This window comes from Arthrobacter sp. MYb227 (assembly GCF_002975435.1).
Classification (GTDB): domain Bacteria; phylum Actinomycetota; class Actinomycetes; order Actinomycetales; family Micrococcaceae; genus Paeniglutamicibacter.
Genome location: NZ_PCPT01000005.1, coordinates 256,399 through 272,755, shown reverse-complemented (window position 1 = coordinate 272,755; position 16,357 = coordinate 256,399). Strand labels below are relative to the sequence as shown.

Sequence of the window (16,357 nt, the reverse complement as noted above, 5' to 3'; positions counted from 1 at the left end):
ATAAGAGCACTACACTGTTCACCGAGCCAACTCCCTCCCCTTTCTGAGCGAAAGAAGCAACTTGCAGCGCAGCACCATCGAATCCCCCAGCCAACACGTGCCCGAAGCGCTTGCCTCGGCGCTGGCCCAGGAGCAAGCAGTTCTTGATACTGCGCGCCAGAATCGTGACAGGGCTTTAGAAACAATTCGAGCCCAACTTTCGGTGCCAAGCAATGACCCGGTGGAACAAACACGCCTGCGCAATTTGCACGCTCGCGCCGAGGAACTACGCAATGCCGGAGACTCGCTGCTCTTTGGTCGGCTAGATGCGCTGAATGGAACCACCCTTCACATTGGCCGGATGGGGATTCCGGGTATCGAAGAGTACAGCGACCCTCTGGTCATTGACTGGAGAGCCCCCGCCGCACGGCCCTTCTACACCGCCACCCCCGTAGATCCGCAAGGTCAGGCACGCAGACGTCACGTACGCATTGCCGACGCAACGGTTATCGGCCTCGACGATGAACAGCTCGATGGCAGCAGCCCAACGGATGCGGTGGGTAACGGCGCGCTGCTCGCTGCCCTGCAAGAGAAACGCACCGGCAAGATGGGCAGCGCCGTGGCGACCTTGCAGCGCGAACAAGATGACATTGTCCGTGCCGAGGCTTCGGGTCCGCTGATTGTTCAGGGCGGTCCGGGGACCGGAAAAACCGTGGTGGCCCTGCACCGGGTTGCCTACCTGCTCTTTACGCATCAGCTACTTGCCACTCGCGGGGTGCTGGTCCTTGGACCCTCAACGCGCTTCCTTGAATATATTTCTCAGGTACTGCCCGCCCTGGGTGAATCGGCGATGGTTGCCGCAACGCCGGATACCTTGGTTCCGGGGGTTCGTGCGCACCGCGGCGAGTCGCGTGAACTCGCCGAAATCAAGGGACGCGGCCTGTGGCAGGGTGCACTTGTTGACTATGCCGGGTCTTTCACTCCGCGAGCCACCGATTTTTCGCTGCAGTGGGAAGGTGAAAACTACTCAATCCCCTCAAGGCTCATTGAGCGAGCCATTACCGCAGCACGTTCGGGACGCAGCTATCACGGCGCCCGCTCGGTGTTCGCCGAACACATCTTTGAGCTGCTCACCGATGCCGTGATCACCCGCGGTGAAGAACTCATGGCAGGGATGGAATCCGGGCTTGAAGACATCTTAGGTGGCGTTGATGCTGCGTTGGCCAAGGACGATGACCGTGGCGTCACCACCATGGCCAGCGGTAGCGATGTTGATGGTTCCTACACCGATGAAGATCTTGAGCAGCTGCGCGAAGCCATCGCCAGCGATGCGCGAATCACCGCATCACTTGAGGATTTTTGGCCACGGCTCGATGCATCCACATCCTTGCAGGAGCTACTAGCCAGTGCAACACTGCTCAAAAAGTGGACTAGCGGATTATCGGACGACGAGATTCGGGCACTAACGCAAGAACCTGCCGGGCTGGCTCCCAGCGATATTCCACTGCTCGATGCGCTCATGCATGAGATCGGAGAGCTGGATTCGTCATCCGACCAAGGCGAATTCACCACGGGTCAGGCTGCCACGCGCCGCGACTGGGTTTATGGGCATGTGGTTGTCGATGAGGCCCAGGAACTCTCACATATGCAGTGGCAGATGGTGGTGCGCCGCTGCCCCACCAAATCGATTACCGCGGTAGGTGACATCGATCAGACCGAGGCCCCACACCAACATACAAGCTGGGCCGAATCTGTCAGCGCTCCCCTTGGCACACGTTGGCGCGAGGCCAAATTGAGCATTTCCTATCGCACCCCCGGCGAGGTCATGAAACTCACGCACCCGGTACTGCGCCTGGCCAATAGCCATAGTGAGCCTCCGCGCGCCGTGCGTTTCTCCGGTATCGACCCCTGGGAGCACAACGTTTCCGAGGTGAATCTGCTGACACATTCACACACAGCCATCACGGATCTTGCCGATCGATGGGACGGCGGATTGGTGGGCATCATTGCTCCGGTGACCCGAGTCGAAGCATTGCGAGCCGCATTGCCGGGTTTCGCGGTGCTCAGTGCCACCGAGTCCAAGGGCCTTGAATGGGATGCAACACTACTAGTTGACCCCGCCGGAATCGCCGCCGAACCTCGCGGCTACAACGGGCTCTATGTTGCGCTGACCCGTTGCACCCAGGAACTTGGGCAATTAGTACTTGTGCCCTAGTTTTTGCGCCCGGTGAAATGCTCCATTGATTTGTACACCCCAAAGACGCGCCCGGCTACAACATCCCACACGGCCAGCGGCAGTACCCCGCGTAGGGCGGTGCTTAGCTTGACGGTCCATGGCATCATCAGCATGGCCTGACCATCCTTCATGGCCTTCCAGACTCGCCGGGTCACCGTCTCGGGTTCCATCAGCGGGGTCAGCAGGGGGCCGCGGGCACCGGCAAACATGCCCGTCTTAATGTAGGACGGGCAAAAGGTGGTGACCAATATGTGTTTGTGCCCGGCCAGGATCAGTTCCAGCCGCAGCGAATCGGACCAGCCGATCACCGCCCACTTAGAGGATGAGTAGATGCTCATGCGCGGGTTTGCCAGCAGTCCGGCCGCCGATGCCACATTGACGATGCGAGTGGGGCGTTTTCCGCGGATCATCTCCGGTAAAAATTCGCGGGTAATGTGCATCAGTGCCAGCGCATTGATATTCATGGTTGCGGCAATATCGGCGCGCTGGTCGTGTTCCCAGAAGTATTTGCCGCGCACGATTCCGGCATTATTGATCAGGATATCCGGGGTGCCCGGCCCCTTGCGGACCTCGGCCGCGGCTTCCTCAATGGCTTCAAGTGTGGAGACATCAACCACCTGGGTATGAATTTCACTTCCCTGCCCGCGCAACAAGGCCGCGGACTCTTCAAGGGCCGCCGCATCAATGTCCCAGAGGATCACGTGCCGGGCCTTATCGGCAACGGCAAGCTGCGCATACATCCGTCCCATGCCCATGCCGGCTCCGGTGATCAGCACGGTTGAGGCGTGCAGCGATTCAAGACTCTGGCTCATGAATTGTCCTTCTTCCGGGTGGGGATGAGTTTGCCGGGGTTCATGATCCCGGTGGGATCCAGTGTGTGTTTAACACTTGCCAAGACCTCGATGCCCAGGGCACCGATTTCGTGTTCCATATAGGGCGAGTGGTCGATGCCGACCGCGTGGTGATGGGTGATGGTGGCACCCGCACCAACGATCGCCTTGGAGGCCGCGGCCTTGATGCGCTCGTTTTGGGCCAGCCCGTCAGGCTCCAGCGCCCCAAGGAAGGTGAAGTACAGCGAGGCACCATCCGGGTAGACGTGCGAGATGTGGGTTTGTACGTAGCCTGGTTTGCCGTGCTCCCCCAGCGCGTCAAGGATTGCGCCGCGCACCGCCGCGTAGGTGGAATCTAGTGCGCTCCAGGTGGCAGAGGTTTCTAGGGTTTCTACATAGACGCCACGGGTTAATAGTTCATCGCGTAGATAAGGTCCGGAAAAGCGGCCGTGTTCCCAGGCCGTTGCGGGCATGGGTCCCAGCCGCACACCAGCGGCGGCCTTCAAGATCCGCGCACTGCGTCGTTTACGCTTAGTGACTTCCGCGCGCGGGCCTTCCCACACGAACAGCGCAAGTGCCGGGGTCTTTTGGCCGCGCAGGGCCAGGTACTTGCCCAGTGCCTCGGTTTTAGTGCCGCCGAGTTTGAAGGTTGCCGCGGTCTCGTCGCTGTCACTGAGTCGACAGACGTGCGGCATATCCCCGCGCACACCATCTTGTTCCAACTGGCGCAAGGCCGCGGCTCCGGCGGCAAAAGATGGGAAAGACCAGGCTCCATAGGATTTGTGTTCGGGCACGGGCGTGATCTTCATGGAGGCGGAAGTGATCACGCCAAGGGTTCCCTCGGATCCCACCACCAGATCGAGTAGTTTTGGTCCTGCCGCGGACCCCGGTGCCGCGGAGCCCAGCATCATGGGACCGGTAGGGGTTTGCAAGGCAACGGATTTCACCAGCGCGTCGGAGCGTCCGTAACCGGTGGAGGCTTGCCCGGCCGAGCGCGTTGCAACATAACCACCGAGTGTTGCCTCCTGGTGGCTTTGCGGCAGATGACCCAGGGTAAAGCCGCGGGCCTGTAAGGCGGCCTCAATGTCCGGGCCACGCATTCCTGCCTGAAGCGTGGCGGTGCGCGCAACTGGATCAAGGTCCACCAGCTTATCCAGGCGGCGCAGATCAAGGGTGATGGCGGCACTGAAACCGGTGCGGATGGTGTGGACACCACCGACCACGGAGGTTCCCCCGCCAAAAGGTACCACCGCAATCCGGTGCGCCACACACACTTCAAGGACTCGACGTACAGCTTCCGCATCCGCCGGGAAGATCACCGCATCCGGTGCCCCTAGCGCATCCCCGGAACGAATCCGCAAAAGATCTGGGGTGCTTTTGCCCCCGGCATGCAGGATGCGTTCATGATCGGCTATTGAGACGTACTGACTCCCACAGATCTCCCACAATTCGGCGAGCGCCGCGGGGTCAAGCGTTGAGGTGGGAAGCCGAATGGCTGACATGTCCACCGGTTCATGGATTTTTTCGATGCTCTCGAGGGCCAGTGTGGCACGGAGGTAGGTGAGGGCTCCGGGGCGCAGTGTGGTGGCTCGGGCGGGGTCTGCCCAGCCGTACCAGATGGAGCGGGGAACCTGTTCTGTAATGTGCGTCACCATGAGATACAGTGTGACACATGGCGTCACAACGTACCAGCACGGATGGTGAGACACGGCTACTGGCAGCCACCCGAGAGTCGGTAATCCTGCATGGGGTGCGGCGCACCACGGCCAATGACATTGCCGAGCGTGCAGGGATCTCCCGCATGACGTTTTACAGGCGTGCCGGCTCGGTGGAGAACGCGGTGCTTGCCACGCTGACCGAGGAATTCCGCGCGGCGACAGCTACGCTGCGCTCCTCAAGCCCCGGTGGGACAGGACGTGAGCGGCTCGTCCACTTCGCGGTTGACTCCGTACGGGTCTTTGCCACTTCCCCACTGCTGGCCTCCATTGCCGAACGTGACCCCGAATTCTTGATTCCCTACGTCACCGACAGATTTGGCACCAGCCAACAATTGGTGCTCGAGGAAATCACCGCCCTGCTGGATGCCGGGCTCACCGATGGCAGCATCAGCGCCCGGGCGGGCACCGCGACACTTGTTTTGCTGTCGCTGCAGGGTGTGGCGATCTCTTCAAAGGTTTTGCTCAAAAATCACTCGTTCGATGAGGCACTCAACGAGCTGGGCATCATGCTCGATTCCTACCTGCACCACGGGACTACCCCATGATGCCCGGAGCCAACCGCAGTTGGATCAACAATGCCTCACGCACCCGCGCCCTAGAGCATCTGGCCAGTAACCACGTAGAGGTGTTGGTGGTGGGGGGTGGAATTACCGGAGCCGGTATTGCACTTGATGCAGCGCGTCGCGGCATGTCCGTGGCCCTGATTGAATCACACGACTTCGCCTCCGGCACCAGCGGATACTCCTCAAAGCTCATCCACGGTGGGCTGCGCTATCTGGCCAAGGGAGATTTTCCCGTGGCCTGGGAATCGGCGGTTGAACGCCGTTGGCTCATGGAATCAATTGCCCCACACCTGATCCGCCCGCTGGGCTTTGTGATCCCCGATGCCAAGATCGCCCCACGTCTCGAGGGTGCGCTCGCCGGATTCGGCACGCTGATCTACGACGGGCTGCGCCGCGCCACCGGTCTCAGTTCAAGGATCCTGCCACGTCCCCAGCTCTTGAGCCCCGCGGCGGTGCATGCACTGGCCCCGGGCGTAGCGGCAAAATCCGTGCGTCGCGGTTGGTTGTATTGGGATGGGCAGGTTGTTGATGATGCCCGGTTGGTGCTTGGGGTCTTACGCACAGCCGCCTCACTCGGCGCGCACGTCATACGCGATCTGCGGGTCACCGAGATGACCGAAACCTCGATGCGGGGCCTTGACACCCGCACCGGGGAAACTCTGGACTTCAAGGCGCGCGTGGTTATCAATGCCACCGGGATCTGGGCACACGACTTTGCCAACAACCTCTCCATGACACCCAGCCGCGGAACCCATCTGGTTGTACGCTCGGCGGCCGTGGGCAACCCGCATGCGGCACATACGGTGGCGGCCCCGGGGCATTTTGGCAGGTATGTCTTTGTGCTGCCACAGCCCGGCGGACGCACCTATATTGGGTTGACCGATGAGGAAGACCGCACCGCCGACGGGCACCATCCAAGCGTTCCGGAAACAGACATTACGTTTCTGCTCGAAACGGTCAACCGCACGCTCTCTGTGCCGTTGAGCCCGGAGGACGTTGTTGGTTCTTTTGCCGGGCTGCGTCCCTTGGTACATACCAACCATCAAAACGGGAACGATGGCAGTGCCGATATCTCCCGCCGTCATCTCTTGCGCGATAACCCCGGGGAGCCAATCACCGTGGCCGGCGGAAAGCTGACCACTTACCGCAAGATGGCAGAAGAAGCAGTTGATGCCGCGGCCAAACGGATCGGCAACACAACCCCCTGTTCAACCAAGCACCTGCCATTAGTTGGCGCCGCCAGCCGTGCTGCACTTGGGCGCATCAATGCGCCGAAGCCTCTGGTGGAGGCCTACGGAACCGAGGCAGCAGCACTCGTGCAGCTGGGCAACACCAATCCGCTGCTACAAGAACCACTCTTTGCCGGAAGTGAGATCACCGGGGCACACATCTACTTTGGGGTGCTGGCCGAGGGCGCCAATAGCGTTGAAGACTTGCTGCAGCGACGCACCCGACTCGCATTTGTACCCGAGGATGCACACAAGGCCCACTCACGCATGAGTGAAATTTTTGAGCTGGCCAAGGCCGATGAAGCATGAGCGTCCTGCTGTTGGTAAACCCCACCTCCGGACGCGGGCGGGCCCTGAAACTGCAGAAAGCAACAACCGAGGCCTTGTACCAGGCTGGGCACTCCCCCACCGTGCATGTGACGGTCTCGTTGGCCGAGGCCACCGAACTTGCTCGCGCGGCCGACGTAGGAACACTCATCGCGGTACTCGGTGGGGACGGTTTCCTGGGCGCGGTGGTAGCGGGTGCCAAGGATTCGGGAGCCGTGGTGTTGCCGCTGGCCGGTGGAAGCGGGAACGATAGCGTGCGCCGTCTGGGCCTACCGTTGGATCCGGTCAAAACCATCAAGAACATCAATGCGCTGTGCGAACGACGCGTAGATCTTGGGGTGGTGAACGGACGAGTGTTCCTGGGCGTGGCAAACGTTGGGTTTGATGGGCTCGCCAATGAGTTGGGCAATGGCGCCAAGATCAATCTTGGACCTCTTGTCTATCTCTATGGCGGGATCAAGGCGTTCCTGAGCTGGCGCAATGTGAGCTTCACGCTCTATGTGGAGGGTGGGCAACGCGAATTCCCCGGCTGGCTTGTGGCTGTGGGAAACGTGGGTCAATACGGCGGTGGACTGCGCATTTGTCCCGAGTCAAAAGTCGATGATGGGGCGCTGGATGTAGTGAGCCTGGGTAATGCCAGCATTCTGCGCGTGGCCGAGGTCTTTGTGCGCTCCTACCGGGGCAAACACTTGCAGGTGCCGGGCATCTCATCGATGCGTGGGCGCGAAATCAGGATTGAATCCGGCACACCACTGAACATTTATGCCGACGGGGAAAAGGTTGGCCCACTGCCGGCAACCATTAGCGTGATTCCTCACGCAGTGAAGGTATTGGTGCCAAAAAATTCACCGGTCTTTAGGTGAATTAGTTAGCGTGCCGCATAGGCCGGCGCAGCAACCGGCACCAGGCGCACGATGACCGACTTGGATACCGGAGTATTGCTGCCCTCGGCCGTGGCATCCAGCGGAACCAACACATTGGCCTCGGGAAAGTACGTGGCGACACAGCCACGCGCCGTGGGATAGGAAACCAGACGTAGCGTGCGCATGACCCGTTCGCGCCCATCGTCCGCTTCGCCGTGCACATCCACATAACCACCATCGCTCAGGCCAAGCTCGGTAAGATCCTCGGGGTTTACAAAGAGCACGTCGCGTCCCTTGCGGATCCCGCGATAGCGGTCGTTGAGGGAATAAGTGGTGGTGTTGAATTGATCGTGCGAACGCAGGGTTTGGAGGATCAGCCGCCCGGCGAGCAACGCAATGGTCTCCAGCTCATTGACGGTAATGACCGCCTTGCCACTGGGCGTGGGGAAGGTCCGTGAGTCCCGTGGTGGGTGAGCCAAGATGAATCCGCCGGGCCGTCGGATGCGGGCATTGTAGTTTTCGCATCCCTGGACCACGTGGGAGATGTGCTCCCGGATGGTGTCATAGCTCGCTTCGAAGCTTTCCCAATCCACGGGGTATTTATCCCCCAACACGGCCCGTGCCATGCGGGTAATGATGGAGATTTCCGAAAGCATTTTCTCCGAGATTGGTTTAACTCGGCCGGCCGAGGCGTGTACCGCACACACGGTGTCTTCGACCGTCACGAATTGTTCCCCCGAGGCTTGCATATCGATATCGCTGCGCCCCAGCGTCGGCAGGATCAGGGCTTGTTCTCCGGTATAGGCGTGGGACCTATTGAGTTTGGTGGAAATCTGCACGCTCAGGCGCGTGCGTGCAATGGCTTCCTGGGCCACCTGCGTATCCGATATTGCGTGGACAAGATTCCCACCGAGCGCCACCAGCACCTTGATGGTCCCTTCACGCATTGCCGCAATGCTTTTCACGGCGTCAAGACCGTGTGTGGCAGGGGGCACGAAATCGAATTCTGTTCCCAGTTTGTCCATGAATTCCTGAGGCATTTGTTCCCAGATGCCCATGGTCCGATCCCCCTGTACGTTTGAATGTCCGCGGATGGGGCATGGTCCGGCACCGGGCTTGCCAATGTTCCCGCGCAGCAGCAGCACGTTCATAATTTCCTTGATGGTGTCCACCGCCTTTTTGTGCTGGGTGATGCCCATGGCCCAGGTGATGATGACGTTTTCTGCATCCAGGTAGCGTTGGGCGAGCTCGTCAATTGCAGCGCTGGAGAGCCCCGTGGCCGCCAGTACCTGCGCCTCATCGAGGGATGCGAGGTGCTGCCTGTAGGCCTCTAGGCCGATGCAGTGTTCGGTGAGGAATGTGTGGTCTAGTACCGAGCCGGGGGCCGCGTCCTCGGCCTCGAAGACCCGCTTGGCCAGAGCTTGCATCAGAGCCATATCTCCTGCCAGGCGAACCTGTAGGTATTGGTCTGCCAGATCGGTTCCCCGACCGATGAGTCCGCGCGGGCGTTGCGGGTTTTTAAAATTCAGCAGTCCTGCCTCGCGCAGTGGATTGATGGCAATAATGCTGGCCCCGGCCCGTTTGGCTTCCTCTAACGCGGTGAGCATGCGTGGGTGGTTGGTCCCGGGATTTTGGCCCATGATGATGATTAGATCGGCCTTTTCAAAATCCTCGTAGTGGATGGCGCTCTTACCCACGCCGATGCTTTCGGTCATCGCGGTGCCCGTTGATTCGTGGCACATATTTGAGCAATCCGGCAGGTTATTGGTGCCAAAGGCACGCACGAACAACTGATAGGCAAACGCCGCCTCATTACTCGCTCGCCCGCTGGTATAAAAGGTTGCCTCATCGGGGGATTGCAGCGTACCCAGCTCCCGGGCAATGATGCCAAAGGCGTTATCCCACGAGATAGGCCGGTAATGATCCTGGCCGGCGGGCTTATAGACGGGCTCGACCAGCCGGCCCTGCTGGCCCAGCCAGTATTCGCTGCGGCCTTTGAGCCCCCCCACCGGGTTTTCGGCCCAGAAGGAGCGGGGCACCTTCAGCGGGTCGGCCTCCCAGCTCACGGCCTTGGCCCCGTTTTCACAGAATTCGGCAATCTTGCGCTCCGGCGGATCCGGCCAAGCGCAACTCATACAGTCAAAGCCGTCTTTTTGATTCATGTTCAGCAAGGTCCGCGCTGCCCGCCGCGGCCCCATATCGTTCAAGGCCAACGGAAGAGAATGAACCAAGCTGGGTAGCCCTACCGCGCTGGTCTGTGGTTTGCCTACCTGCAGATTTTCGTCGGTTGGATCGTTCTTCAGCGGTTTACTGGCCATGTCATTGCACACCCTTCACCGGGCCACCGGAAGGACCCGGCACGTGAAGTCATTGCCCTTACACCGGGCACGTCCCCGGGTCGGGCATTAGTCTTCCCTGTCTAGCACTCGGGCGCGGGCTTCACAAGGGTACGCGTTGACTCAGAAAGAAACCACCGCTTCCTTTGTCCTTGTTTTCCGGTTGCTACGGGTTTCCGTCGTCACTAAGGGTCTGACAATGAGCGAACGCAAGGCAGTGACCAAGCAGATGGCTCTGCGCTACCAGAAGACCGGATGTAAGGCCAAAGGAGCCCTTCTGGACGAACTGGTGAACCTCACCGGTTGGCACCGCGACTACGCGCGAGCGGCTCTGCGTGAAGCCTTGAACCCACCACGCCCGCGCAAAGTTCCAGCGGGGCGCAAGCCCACCTATCCCGCGGATCTGCAACCGGCACTGATCCTATGTTGGTCGGTGCCACGGGCCCCGGCTTCCAAGCTTCTAGCTGTCACCCTGAACTATCTAGTGCCCATGTTGCGCGCAGAAAAGGCCTTGGATGTCACTGATACCCAAGCTACCAGACTGATGCTTACGAGTGCCTCAACGATCGATTGCCGGCTGGCCCACGAACGCTCTAAGATGCGTCTACGCGGTCGCTCACATACAAAACCAGGAACCTTGCTCAAGTCCTAGATCCCCGTGCGGACCTGGGCCGAATGGGACGATGCCGTCCCCGGGTTCGTGGAGATCAACTTAGTTGGGCATGAGGGCGGGAAATATCCAAAAGCGAGCAGCCGCCCGCGGTGCCCCGGGGGGATCCACCGGCCGCCGAGAGGTCTGTTCGCGGGACAGATTCGGACCTGAGATATTCACGGCTAAGCCCCATGGCTAAGCCCAACCCTCACGCGAGGGTATATTTTAGGGATGGTTCCCGGCACTTTCACTGAATTCGACACCCCACCCACCACCGACGTCAATGACGTGTTTGACCAGGCAGGCAGGCGCAGAACGTTTGCTATCATTGCGCACCCCGACGCCGGCAAGTCGACATTGACCGAGGCCCTTGCCCTCCATGCGCGGGTCATCACGGAGGCAGGTGTAACACACGGCAAGCAGGGACGCCAAGCGAGCATGTCCGACTGGGGCAGCATGGAACGCGAACGCGGTATCTCCATCAGCTCCACCGCATTGCGGTTCGAACACGGCAATGTCATTTTCAACCTGCTCGACACCCCGGGGCACGCGGACTTCTCCGAGGACACCTACCGGGTGCTGACAGCCGTGGACTGCGCCATCATGCTTGTCGATTCCTCCCGGGGAATGGAAACCCAGACCCTGAAACTCTTTGCCGTCTGCAAGGAACTCGGGCTGCCGGTGGTCACCGTGTTCAACAAATGGGACCGACCCGGACAGGAAACGTTGCAGCTGCTCGATGAGGTCCAGGATGCCACCGGCCGAATGCCGGTGCCCTTGAACTGGCCCGTAGGCATCGCGGGCGACTTCCGCGGACTGTACAACCCGGAGAGCGGAACCTACACGCGCCTATCTCGCACCAATGCAGGCGCCAGTCTCGCACAGGCCGAGGAGCTCGGCCCCGAAGAGGCCGCTCTGGACGCCGGGGACGCTTGGGAGGCCGCCCGCGAAGACTGCGACATGGCTGTGGCTCTCAATGGCAACTTCAACTCGGACGATTTCTTGGCTGGCCGGGCCACGCCGGTGCTTTTCGCTGCCGCGGCATCAAACTTCGGGGTCGCCCCGCTCCTGGATTTCCTGGTGGACCGGGCGCCAGCGCCTGGTCCACGCCCGGATTCGGCCGGGGCCGAACGTCCACTGGATTCGGATTTCTCCGGGTTCGTCTTCAAGATGCAGTCGGGCATGAACCCTGCCCACCACGACAAGCTTGCCTTTATCCGGGTCTGCTCGGGGACGTTCCGACGCGGCATGGCCCTGCTAAACGAATCCACGGCAAAGCCCGTTTCCTCCAAATACACTCACCACATGAGCGGCAGGGACCGCGATTCAGCAGATGAATCGTGGCCCGGCGACGTGGTGGGCTTCAGCAACGCCAGCGGATTGCGGATTGGCGACACGGTACATGCCGGCAAGGCTGTTTCTTTTCCGCGTTTGCCGCACTTCAACGCCGAGCACTTCCGCGTGGTGCGCAGCCTGGATGCAGGCCGTTCCAAGGCCTTCGCCCGGGGAATCTCCCACCTCGAAGAAGAAGGCACCATTCAGGTTCTCTACCGCGGTTTCGGGACGAGCCAGTCGCCAATCTTCGCGGCGGTCGGAGTCTTGCAGTTCGAGGTGGCCCTGGATCGGCTGAAGCGCGAGTTCAACGCTCCGGCCGTCATCGAAGAGGTACTGCCCTTCGAAATGGCCAGGGACCTATACGGCCCGGATCCGGTACAGACCGCCAAGGCCGCCGCCATCGATGTCGTCTACCGGTCGAACGGGAATCCCGTGGGGCTCTTCAGGAACCAGTGGAAGCTCGGTCGCACCATGGCCGACAGCCCCGAGCTCTTCGGCATCACCGACAACGAAGCCAAATAGCCCGGGAACCTGCGGGGACCGGGTCCGGCCGGTGCCTCGCGGGTCGAACAGAGGCCACCTTCATCTACGAGATCAAGGAGTAGCCCGACTCCCCCTGGAATCCAAGCCGCATACCGCGCACGCTAGATATCGGGCCGCAGCTTCCCCTCGGAGGGAAGGTGCGGCCCGACGTTTTTCTTCCGGGCGCTTAGGCATCGATCACCAGGTTCCCGGTCGGCGTGGAGCAGCAGATCAGGATCTTGCACGCGGCGATCTCCTTGGGCCTGATCCCGCCGGCATGGTTCATTTCCACCTCGCCTTCCAGCAGGGGGCATTTGCAGGTGCCGCACATCCCCTGCGTGCAGGAGGAGGGCAGCGGGATCCCGGCGGCCAGTGCGGCATCGAGGATGAAGGCATCCACCGCGCAATCGATGGTTCTCCCGCTGCGCACGAACCCGACGCTAAACACCTGCGCACCGGCCGGGGCCGGTGGTGCGTGGTCGGCGATGTCGAAGCACTCGACCGTGCGCGCCGAGGCTTCGCAGCCCGCCGCATCCAGGTATTGCTGCGGGCCGCAGGCAAAGACCTCGCGCCTGCGCACATCCGGAACCAGTTCGAGCAGGAGGTTGGCATCCGACCGGCCGAGTGCCCGCGGGATGCCAACGGTGGGAAGGGCCCGGTGCTCAGCACCATTTCCACGCAGATCCCGCTGGCCGCTTCGGAGCGAGCGCAGCTCACGGCGGAAGATGAACTCGGCCGGTGGCAGCCCAGCGGGTGGCGGTCTTTCCGCGGGCGGAATCAGCGCCTCGAATTGGTACCAAAGGGGTTCGATAAGGCATGGCACAAGGGCAGACACGGTTCTTCCATTCAAACGTTTTCTTGGTGAAAATGTGTTTGGCAGGAGTCATGCCTGTCTTGTTTATTGATGACGTCGGTTGCCCACTTATTGACGTTGACGTTCGGATAAATGGTGCCGTCGCAGGCAGCTATTGACGGGTTTTCCAATCCTTGTGCACGAACATGCGGCGTGCCTCAACGGGATTACCTAAAGGAATCCTCGCCGGGTACGACGTGGCTACCTGCGGCTGGACCAATAATTCATCAACATTTCCTGGCCCTGCTGCTCTGAAATCTTGTCGACCTCATCCGGCGCAAGGTTCAGCTGATCCCGAAGGGCAGTTCTTAACCAGTCCGGCAGGGAAGTCTCCCGATCAGGTTCAGCCGTGGCTTCAACCGACTCGTAAAGGCGACCCATCTGGGCAATGACGTCTTTCAGGGGCCGAAGCTTGGGGTCATCGCCAATCCGAGCCACGCGGTCTTTGAGCTCGTCGTAAATCTCCCCATCGGATCGGGCGCCAACGGCCCACACCTCGGAAATGTCAAGGACAGGCGTCCCGTCGGCGTCTTCAGTGACGCGCCAGACAATTCGCCAATCACGGTCACCAACTACAAGTTTCCGAAAACCAACCAAGGCTCCCAGCAGCGGTTCACCCGCATCTGGCGACCTTTCAAGAAGCAACATCTTCTTGAAAACGTTTCGTACGATGTTGGGGTCCTTCTTGCCAAGCCGGTGCAGATCAGCGATAGCATCCTCGGTTAGTCGAACAATACAGACTCGCAGAGGATGCCCCGTCATGCTCGACCCGCGGCGATATCTGCGGCAATCTCGGCCTCAAGCTCAGCACGCGTAAAGCCAAAGAATTCCATGGCCTGGTCCAAGTCGGTTCGAATGCCGGAATCCGTTGCGAAACGGGCCATGACAAGTGCTGCATCGCGAAGGGTGTCACGGTCTCGCCGCAAACTGGCGATTTCCTTCGCGGAAACCACCTCGGCAACGACCTTGCCATGCCGGGAGAGAGGAATGTCATTCCCCTCTTCAGCAGAGGCCACAAGCGCGGATAGTCCTGCACGAGAAGCTTCTGTGATGGTCATTGCGGTCATACCATAACTATATAGATTTCTGTGTAGATTCTCAATAGGCGTTGGCTACGTCCGGACACCTGCGCGCCAACTACATGACTTCCGGGGGCCGAGACTTGCCCTGGATGACGAGTCCCGTTTCGGTCACGGACAGGGCCCGGCCCCGGATCCGCGGTCGCGCTATCGCCGGCGACCCAGCACACTACTCAGGCATCGATCACCAGGTTCCCTGTCGGCTTGGAGCAGCAGATCAGGATCTTGCCCGCGGCGATCTCCTTGAGCTTGATCCCGCCGGCGTGGTTCATTTCCACCTCGCCTTCCAGCAGGGGGCATTTGCAGGTGCCGCATATCCGGAACCAGTTCGAGCAGCAGGTTGGCATCCAACCGGCCGAGTGCCCGCGGGATGCCAACTGTGGGAATGGCCCCGGTGCTCAGCACCATTTCCACGCAGATCCCGCTGGCCGCTTCGGAGCGAGCGCAGCTCGCGGTGGAAGATGACCTCGACCGGGCCGTGCGCGCTGCAGAGCAGCACCGCTTCCACCGGGGCGCCGGTATCCAGCAGCGCCCGGTCATGGACATCAGCGGGGCGATCCCCCAGCCCTCCGGCGGTTTAGTGCTGGGCTGGAGCGCGGTGGCCGTGATCTACGGTTGTGCGTGGCTCTGGCCGGCTACGTGGTGCTGCGCCGGTGCCGGCTGGACCGCGCCGCCGCGGCCTGATCTCCGCGGGCAAGGTTTCTTTCCCGTTCGTTACTTCGCCACGACCCAAAAGAGCCGGGCTTTTGGCTCCGGCCTGCTGACCCACCTATGCTCTATCTTGCCCAACTTGGCAGCCAACTACGGCCTGACCAGATGCAACCAAAAACTGGAGCCTCATGTCCACCCGTATTCCACAGCACAAGACGGTGGCCTTCGCCGCCCTGGTCACGCTGGGATCCCTGGCCCTGGCAGCCTGCAGCTCACCCGGCTCCACCGCGTCGACCCCGACGCCAAGCACCACTGCCCCCGCAACCACGGCGGCCCCCTCGAGCATGCCGGCGGCCCCGGCGACAATCTCCGCCACACCCCAGGCCCCGCGGTTGACCACCCACAGCATTGCCAAGGGCCACTTCGAACTGACCATGCCGGCTGACTGGAGAATGAAGGAGATAAAGCTCGAACCGTGGCAGGAAGACCGCAGCGCGGCCACCAGCCTGCGGATCCAAAACGCCCAGGGCCGGGACATGGCGGTATTCAAGTCCGGCGGCCCGGGCCCAAGCGGCCTGACACTGATGGACGAGGGGGAAAAGTACACCCAGCTCGACAAGGCAAAACCCGCGCTCAAGACACCGAACTTCTACTCATTCGAGGCGCTGGGCGCCAAGGGGGAAAAGGCCTCCATCAACCTGAGCGCCTTCGACCTGGGCCAGGCGGCCACGCTCTCGGACCTTGGATCCATGGTTTCCTACGACGACGGCCACGGCTACTTTGGCCGCGAGATCTCCGGGGACGAGAAACTGGATGGCGTCCCGGCTTCCGCCAAGGGCATGGAGCGGCTGCAGGCCTACGCCAAGACCGCCGAGTACGGGCAGATCAAGGCCATGTTGCTCTCGTTGAAGCAGACCAAGTCGACCGGCACGGGATCAGCCCAGGCCGAAGGCGCCGGGACGTGCATCGGCGCGGTGTACACCTACGACCTGGCCGGTTCGGGCCTGAGCTGCGCCGAGGCAAAGTCGTTTGTCCAGAAGCTCTCCGACTCGCGGCCCAGCGCCGGCGCCGTGGAGATCATGGGCCACGGGGCCTGCGAGCTGCCGTACCCCGGCAACCCGGGCAAGTGCGTCGTGGAGCGCAGCGGGGCCACCTTCAGCTACCACATGAAGTAGCCGCCCGGC

General features: G+C 61.2%; 14 protein-coding genes. 7 read left to right on the top strand and 7 right to left on the bottom strand.

Going from position 1 to position 16,357, the window contains the following annotated elements:
- Positions 1-61 precede the first annotated feature (61 nt).
- Positions 62-2,194 carry a UvrD-helicase domain-containing protein gene (locus CQ018_RS12585; RefSeq protein WP_105550348.1) on the top strand — a complete coding sequence of 711 codons (2,133 nt, stop codon included), beginning with the start codon at positions 62-64 and terminating at the stop codon, positions 2,192-2,194.
- Here the strand turns inward: CQ018_RS12585 and CQ018_RS12580 are convergent.
- Together CQ018_RS12580 and CQ018_RS12575 are read right to left on the bottom strand one after the other, a co-directional pair.
- Positions 2,191-3,027 (bottom strand): SDR family NAD(P)-dependent oxidoreductase, encoded by an 837-nt coding sequence (locus tag CQ018_RS12580; RefSeq protein ID WP_105550347.1) that lies wholly within the window; start codon positions 3,025-3,027, stop codon positions 2,191-2,193. The genes CQ018_RS12585 and CQ018_RS12580 overlap by 4 nt on opposite strands.
- Positions 3,024-4,700, bottom strand: coding sequence for an FAD-binding oxidoreductase (locus CQ018_RS12575; protein WP_105550346.1), 1,677 nt, complete (start codon positions 4,698-4,700; stop codon positions 3,024-3,026). The genes CQ018_RS12580 and CQ018_RS12575 overlap by 4 nt, the downstream gene beginning before the upstream one ends.
- A gap of 17 nt (positions 4,701-4,717) precedes the next feature.
- On the opposite strand from CQ018_RS12575, the gene CQ018_RS12570 reads away from it, so the two are divergent.
- From CQ018_RS12570 to CQ018_RS12560, 3 genes are read left to right on the top strand one after another with little or no spacing between them, the layout of a single operon-like run.
- Entirely contained in the window at positions 4,718-5,308 is a 591-nt protein-coding gene (locus tag CQ018_RS12570) for a TetR/AcrR family transcriptional regulator (RefSeq protein ID WP_105550345.1), read from the top strand.
- Complete coding sequence (locus CQ018_RS12565; RefSeq protein ID WP_105550344.1) at positions 5,305-6,864, top strand: glycerol-3-phosphate dehydrogenase/oxidase; 1,560 nt, start codon at positions 5,305-5,307, stop codon at positions 6,862-6,864. Before CQ018_RS12570 ends, CQ018_RS12565 begins: the two co-directional genes overlap by 4 nt.
- Positions 6,861-7,745: a diacylglycerol kinase family protein gene (locus tag CQ018_RS12560; protein ID WP_105550343.1), complete on the top strand. Its 885-nt coding sequence runs from the start codon at positions 6,861-6,863 to the stop codon at positions 7,743-7,745. The genes CQ018_RS12565 and CQ018_RS12560 overlap by 4 nt, the downstream gene beginning before the upstream one ends.
- A gap of 5 nt (positions 7,746-7,750) precedes the next feature.
- Here the strand turns inward: CQ018_RS12560 and CQ018_RS12555 are convergent, their stop codons facing one another.
- The gene (locus tag CQ018_RS12555; RefSeq protein WP_105550342.1) at positions 7,751-10,063 is read right to left on the bottom strand and encodes an FdhF/YdeP family oxidoreductase; all 2,313 of its coding nucleotides are present in this window, start codon (positions 10,061-10,063) and stop codon (positions 7,751-7,753) included.
- Positions 10,064-10,199: 136 nt separating this feature from the next.
- On the opposite strand from CQ018_RS12555, the gene CQ018_RS12550 reads away from it, so the two are divergent.
- Both CQ018_RS12550 and CQ018_RS12545 read left to right on the top strand, forming a co-directional pair.
- Positions 10,200-10,733, top strand: a complete 534-nt coding sequence (locus tag CQ018_RS12550) for a transposase (protein WP_181149872.1) — start codon at positions 10,200-10,202, stop codon at positions 10,731-10,733.
- A 231-nt stretch (positions 10,734-10,964) separates the two neighbouring features.
- The gene (locus tag CQ018_RS12545; RefSeq protein WP_105550341.1) at positions 10,965-12,590 is read left to right on the top strand and encodes a peptide chain release factor 3; all 1,626 of its coding nucleotides are present in this window, start codon (positions 10,965-10,967) and stop codon (positions 12,588-12,590) included.
- 187 nt (positions 12,591-12,777) lie between these two features.
- Here the strand turns inward: CQ018_RS12545 and CQ018_RS12540 are convergent, their stop codons facing one another.
- The 4 genes from CQ018_RS12540 to CQ018_RS20840 form a co-directional block, all read right to left on the bottom strand.
- Positions 12,778-13,425, bottom strand: coding sequence for a 2Fe-2S iron-sulfur cluster-binding protein (locus CQ018_RS12540; RefSeq protein ID WP_181149871.1), 648 nt, complete (start codon positions 13,423-13,425; stop codon positions 12,778-12,780).
- 219 nt (positions 13,426-13,644) lie between these two features.
- A complete protein-coding gene (locus CQ018_RS12535) occupies positions 13,645-14,205 on the bottom strand; it encodes a type II toxin-antitoxin system RelE/ParE family toxin (protein ID WP_105550339.1) in 561 nt (186 codons plus the stop codon).
- Positions 14,202-14,510 (bottom strand): type II toxin-antitoxin system Phd/YefM family antitoxin, encoded by a 309-nt coding sequence (locus CQ018_RS12530; RefSeq protein ID WP_105550338.1) that lies wholly within the window; start codon positions 14,508-14,510, stop codon positions 14,202-14,204. Before CQ018_RS12530 ends, CQ018_RS12535 begins: the two co-directional genes overlap by 4 nt.
- A 185-nt stretch (positions 14,511-14,695) precedes the next feature.
- Positions 14,696-14,869, bottom strand: a complete 174-nt coding sequence (locus tag CQ018_RS20840; RefSeq protein ID WP_374954200.1) for a 2Fe-2S iron-sulfur cluster-binding protein — start codon at positions 14,867-14,869, stop codon at positions 14,696-14,698.
- A 492-nt stretch (positions 14,870-15,361) separates the two neighbouring features.
- On the opposite strand from CQ018_RS20840, the gene CQ018_RS12520 reads away from it, so the two are divergent.
- Positions 15,362-16,348 (top strand): hypothetical protein, encoded by a 987-nt coding sequence (locus CQ018_RS12520; RefSeq protein WP_105550337.1) that lies wholly within the window; start codon positions 15,362-15,364, stop codon positions 16,346-16,348.
- Positions 16,349-16,357: the final 9 nt, after the last annotated feature.

Excerpts from the sequence above, each read along its gene's own strand:
- CQ018_RS12520 (WP_105550337.1), top strand. The coding sequence starts at position 15,362 with ATGTCCACCCGTATTCCACAGCACAAGACGGTGGCCTTCGCCGCCCTG.
- CQ018_RS12575 (WP_105550346.1), bottom strand. The coding sequence starts at position 4,700 with ATGGTGACGCACATTACAGAACAGGTTCCCCGCTCCATCTGGTACGGC.
- CQ018_RS12570 (WP_105550345.1), top strand. The coding sequence starts at position 4,718 with ATGGCGTCACAACGTACCAGCACGGATGGTGAGACACGGCTACTGGCA.
- CQ018_RS12545 (WP_105550341.1), top strand. The coding sequence starts at position 10,965 with ATGGTTCCCGGCACTTTCACTGAATTCGACACCCCACCCACCACCGAC.
- CQ018_RS12555 (WP_105550342.1), bottom strand. The coding sequence starts at position 10,063 with ATGGCCAGTAAACCGCTGAAGAACGATCCAACCGACGAAAATCTGCAG.
- CQ018_RS12560 (WP_105550343.1), top strand. The coding sequence starts at position 6,861 with ATGAGCGTCCTGCTGTTGGTAAACCCCACCTCCGGACGCGGGCGGGCC.
- CQ018_RS12530 (WP_105550338.1), bottom strand. The coding sequence starts at position 14,510 with ATGACCGCAATGACCATCACAGAAGCTTCTCGTGCAGGACTATCCGCG.
- CQ018_RS20840 (WP_374954200.1), bottom strand. The coding sequence starts at position 14,869 with ATGCCAACCTGCTGCTCGAACTGGTTCCGGATATGCGGCACCTGCAAA.
- CQ018_RS12580 (WP_105550347.1), bottom strand. The coding sequence starts at position 3,027 with ATGAGCCAGAGTCTTGAATCGCTGCACGCCTCAACCGTGCTGATCACC.
- CQ018_RS12535 (WP_105550339.1), bottom strand. The coding sequence starts at position 14,205 with ATGACGGGGCATCCTCTGCGAGTCTGTATTGTTCGACTAACCGAGGAT.
- CQ018_RS12565 (WP_105550344.1), top strand. The coding sequence starts at position 5,305 with ATGATGCCCGGAGCCAACCGCAGTTGGATCAACAATGCCTCACGCACC.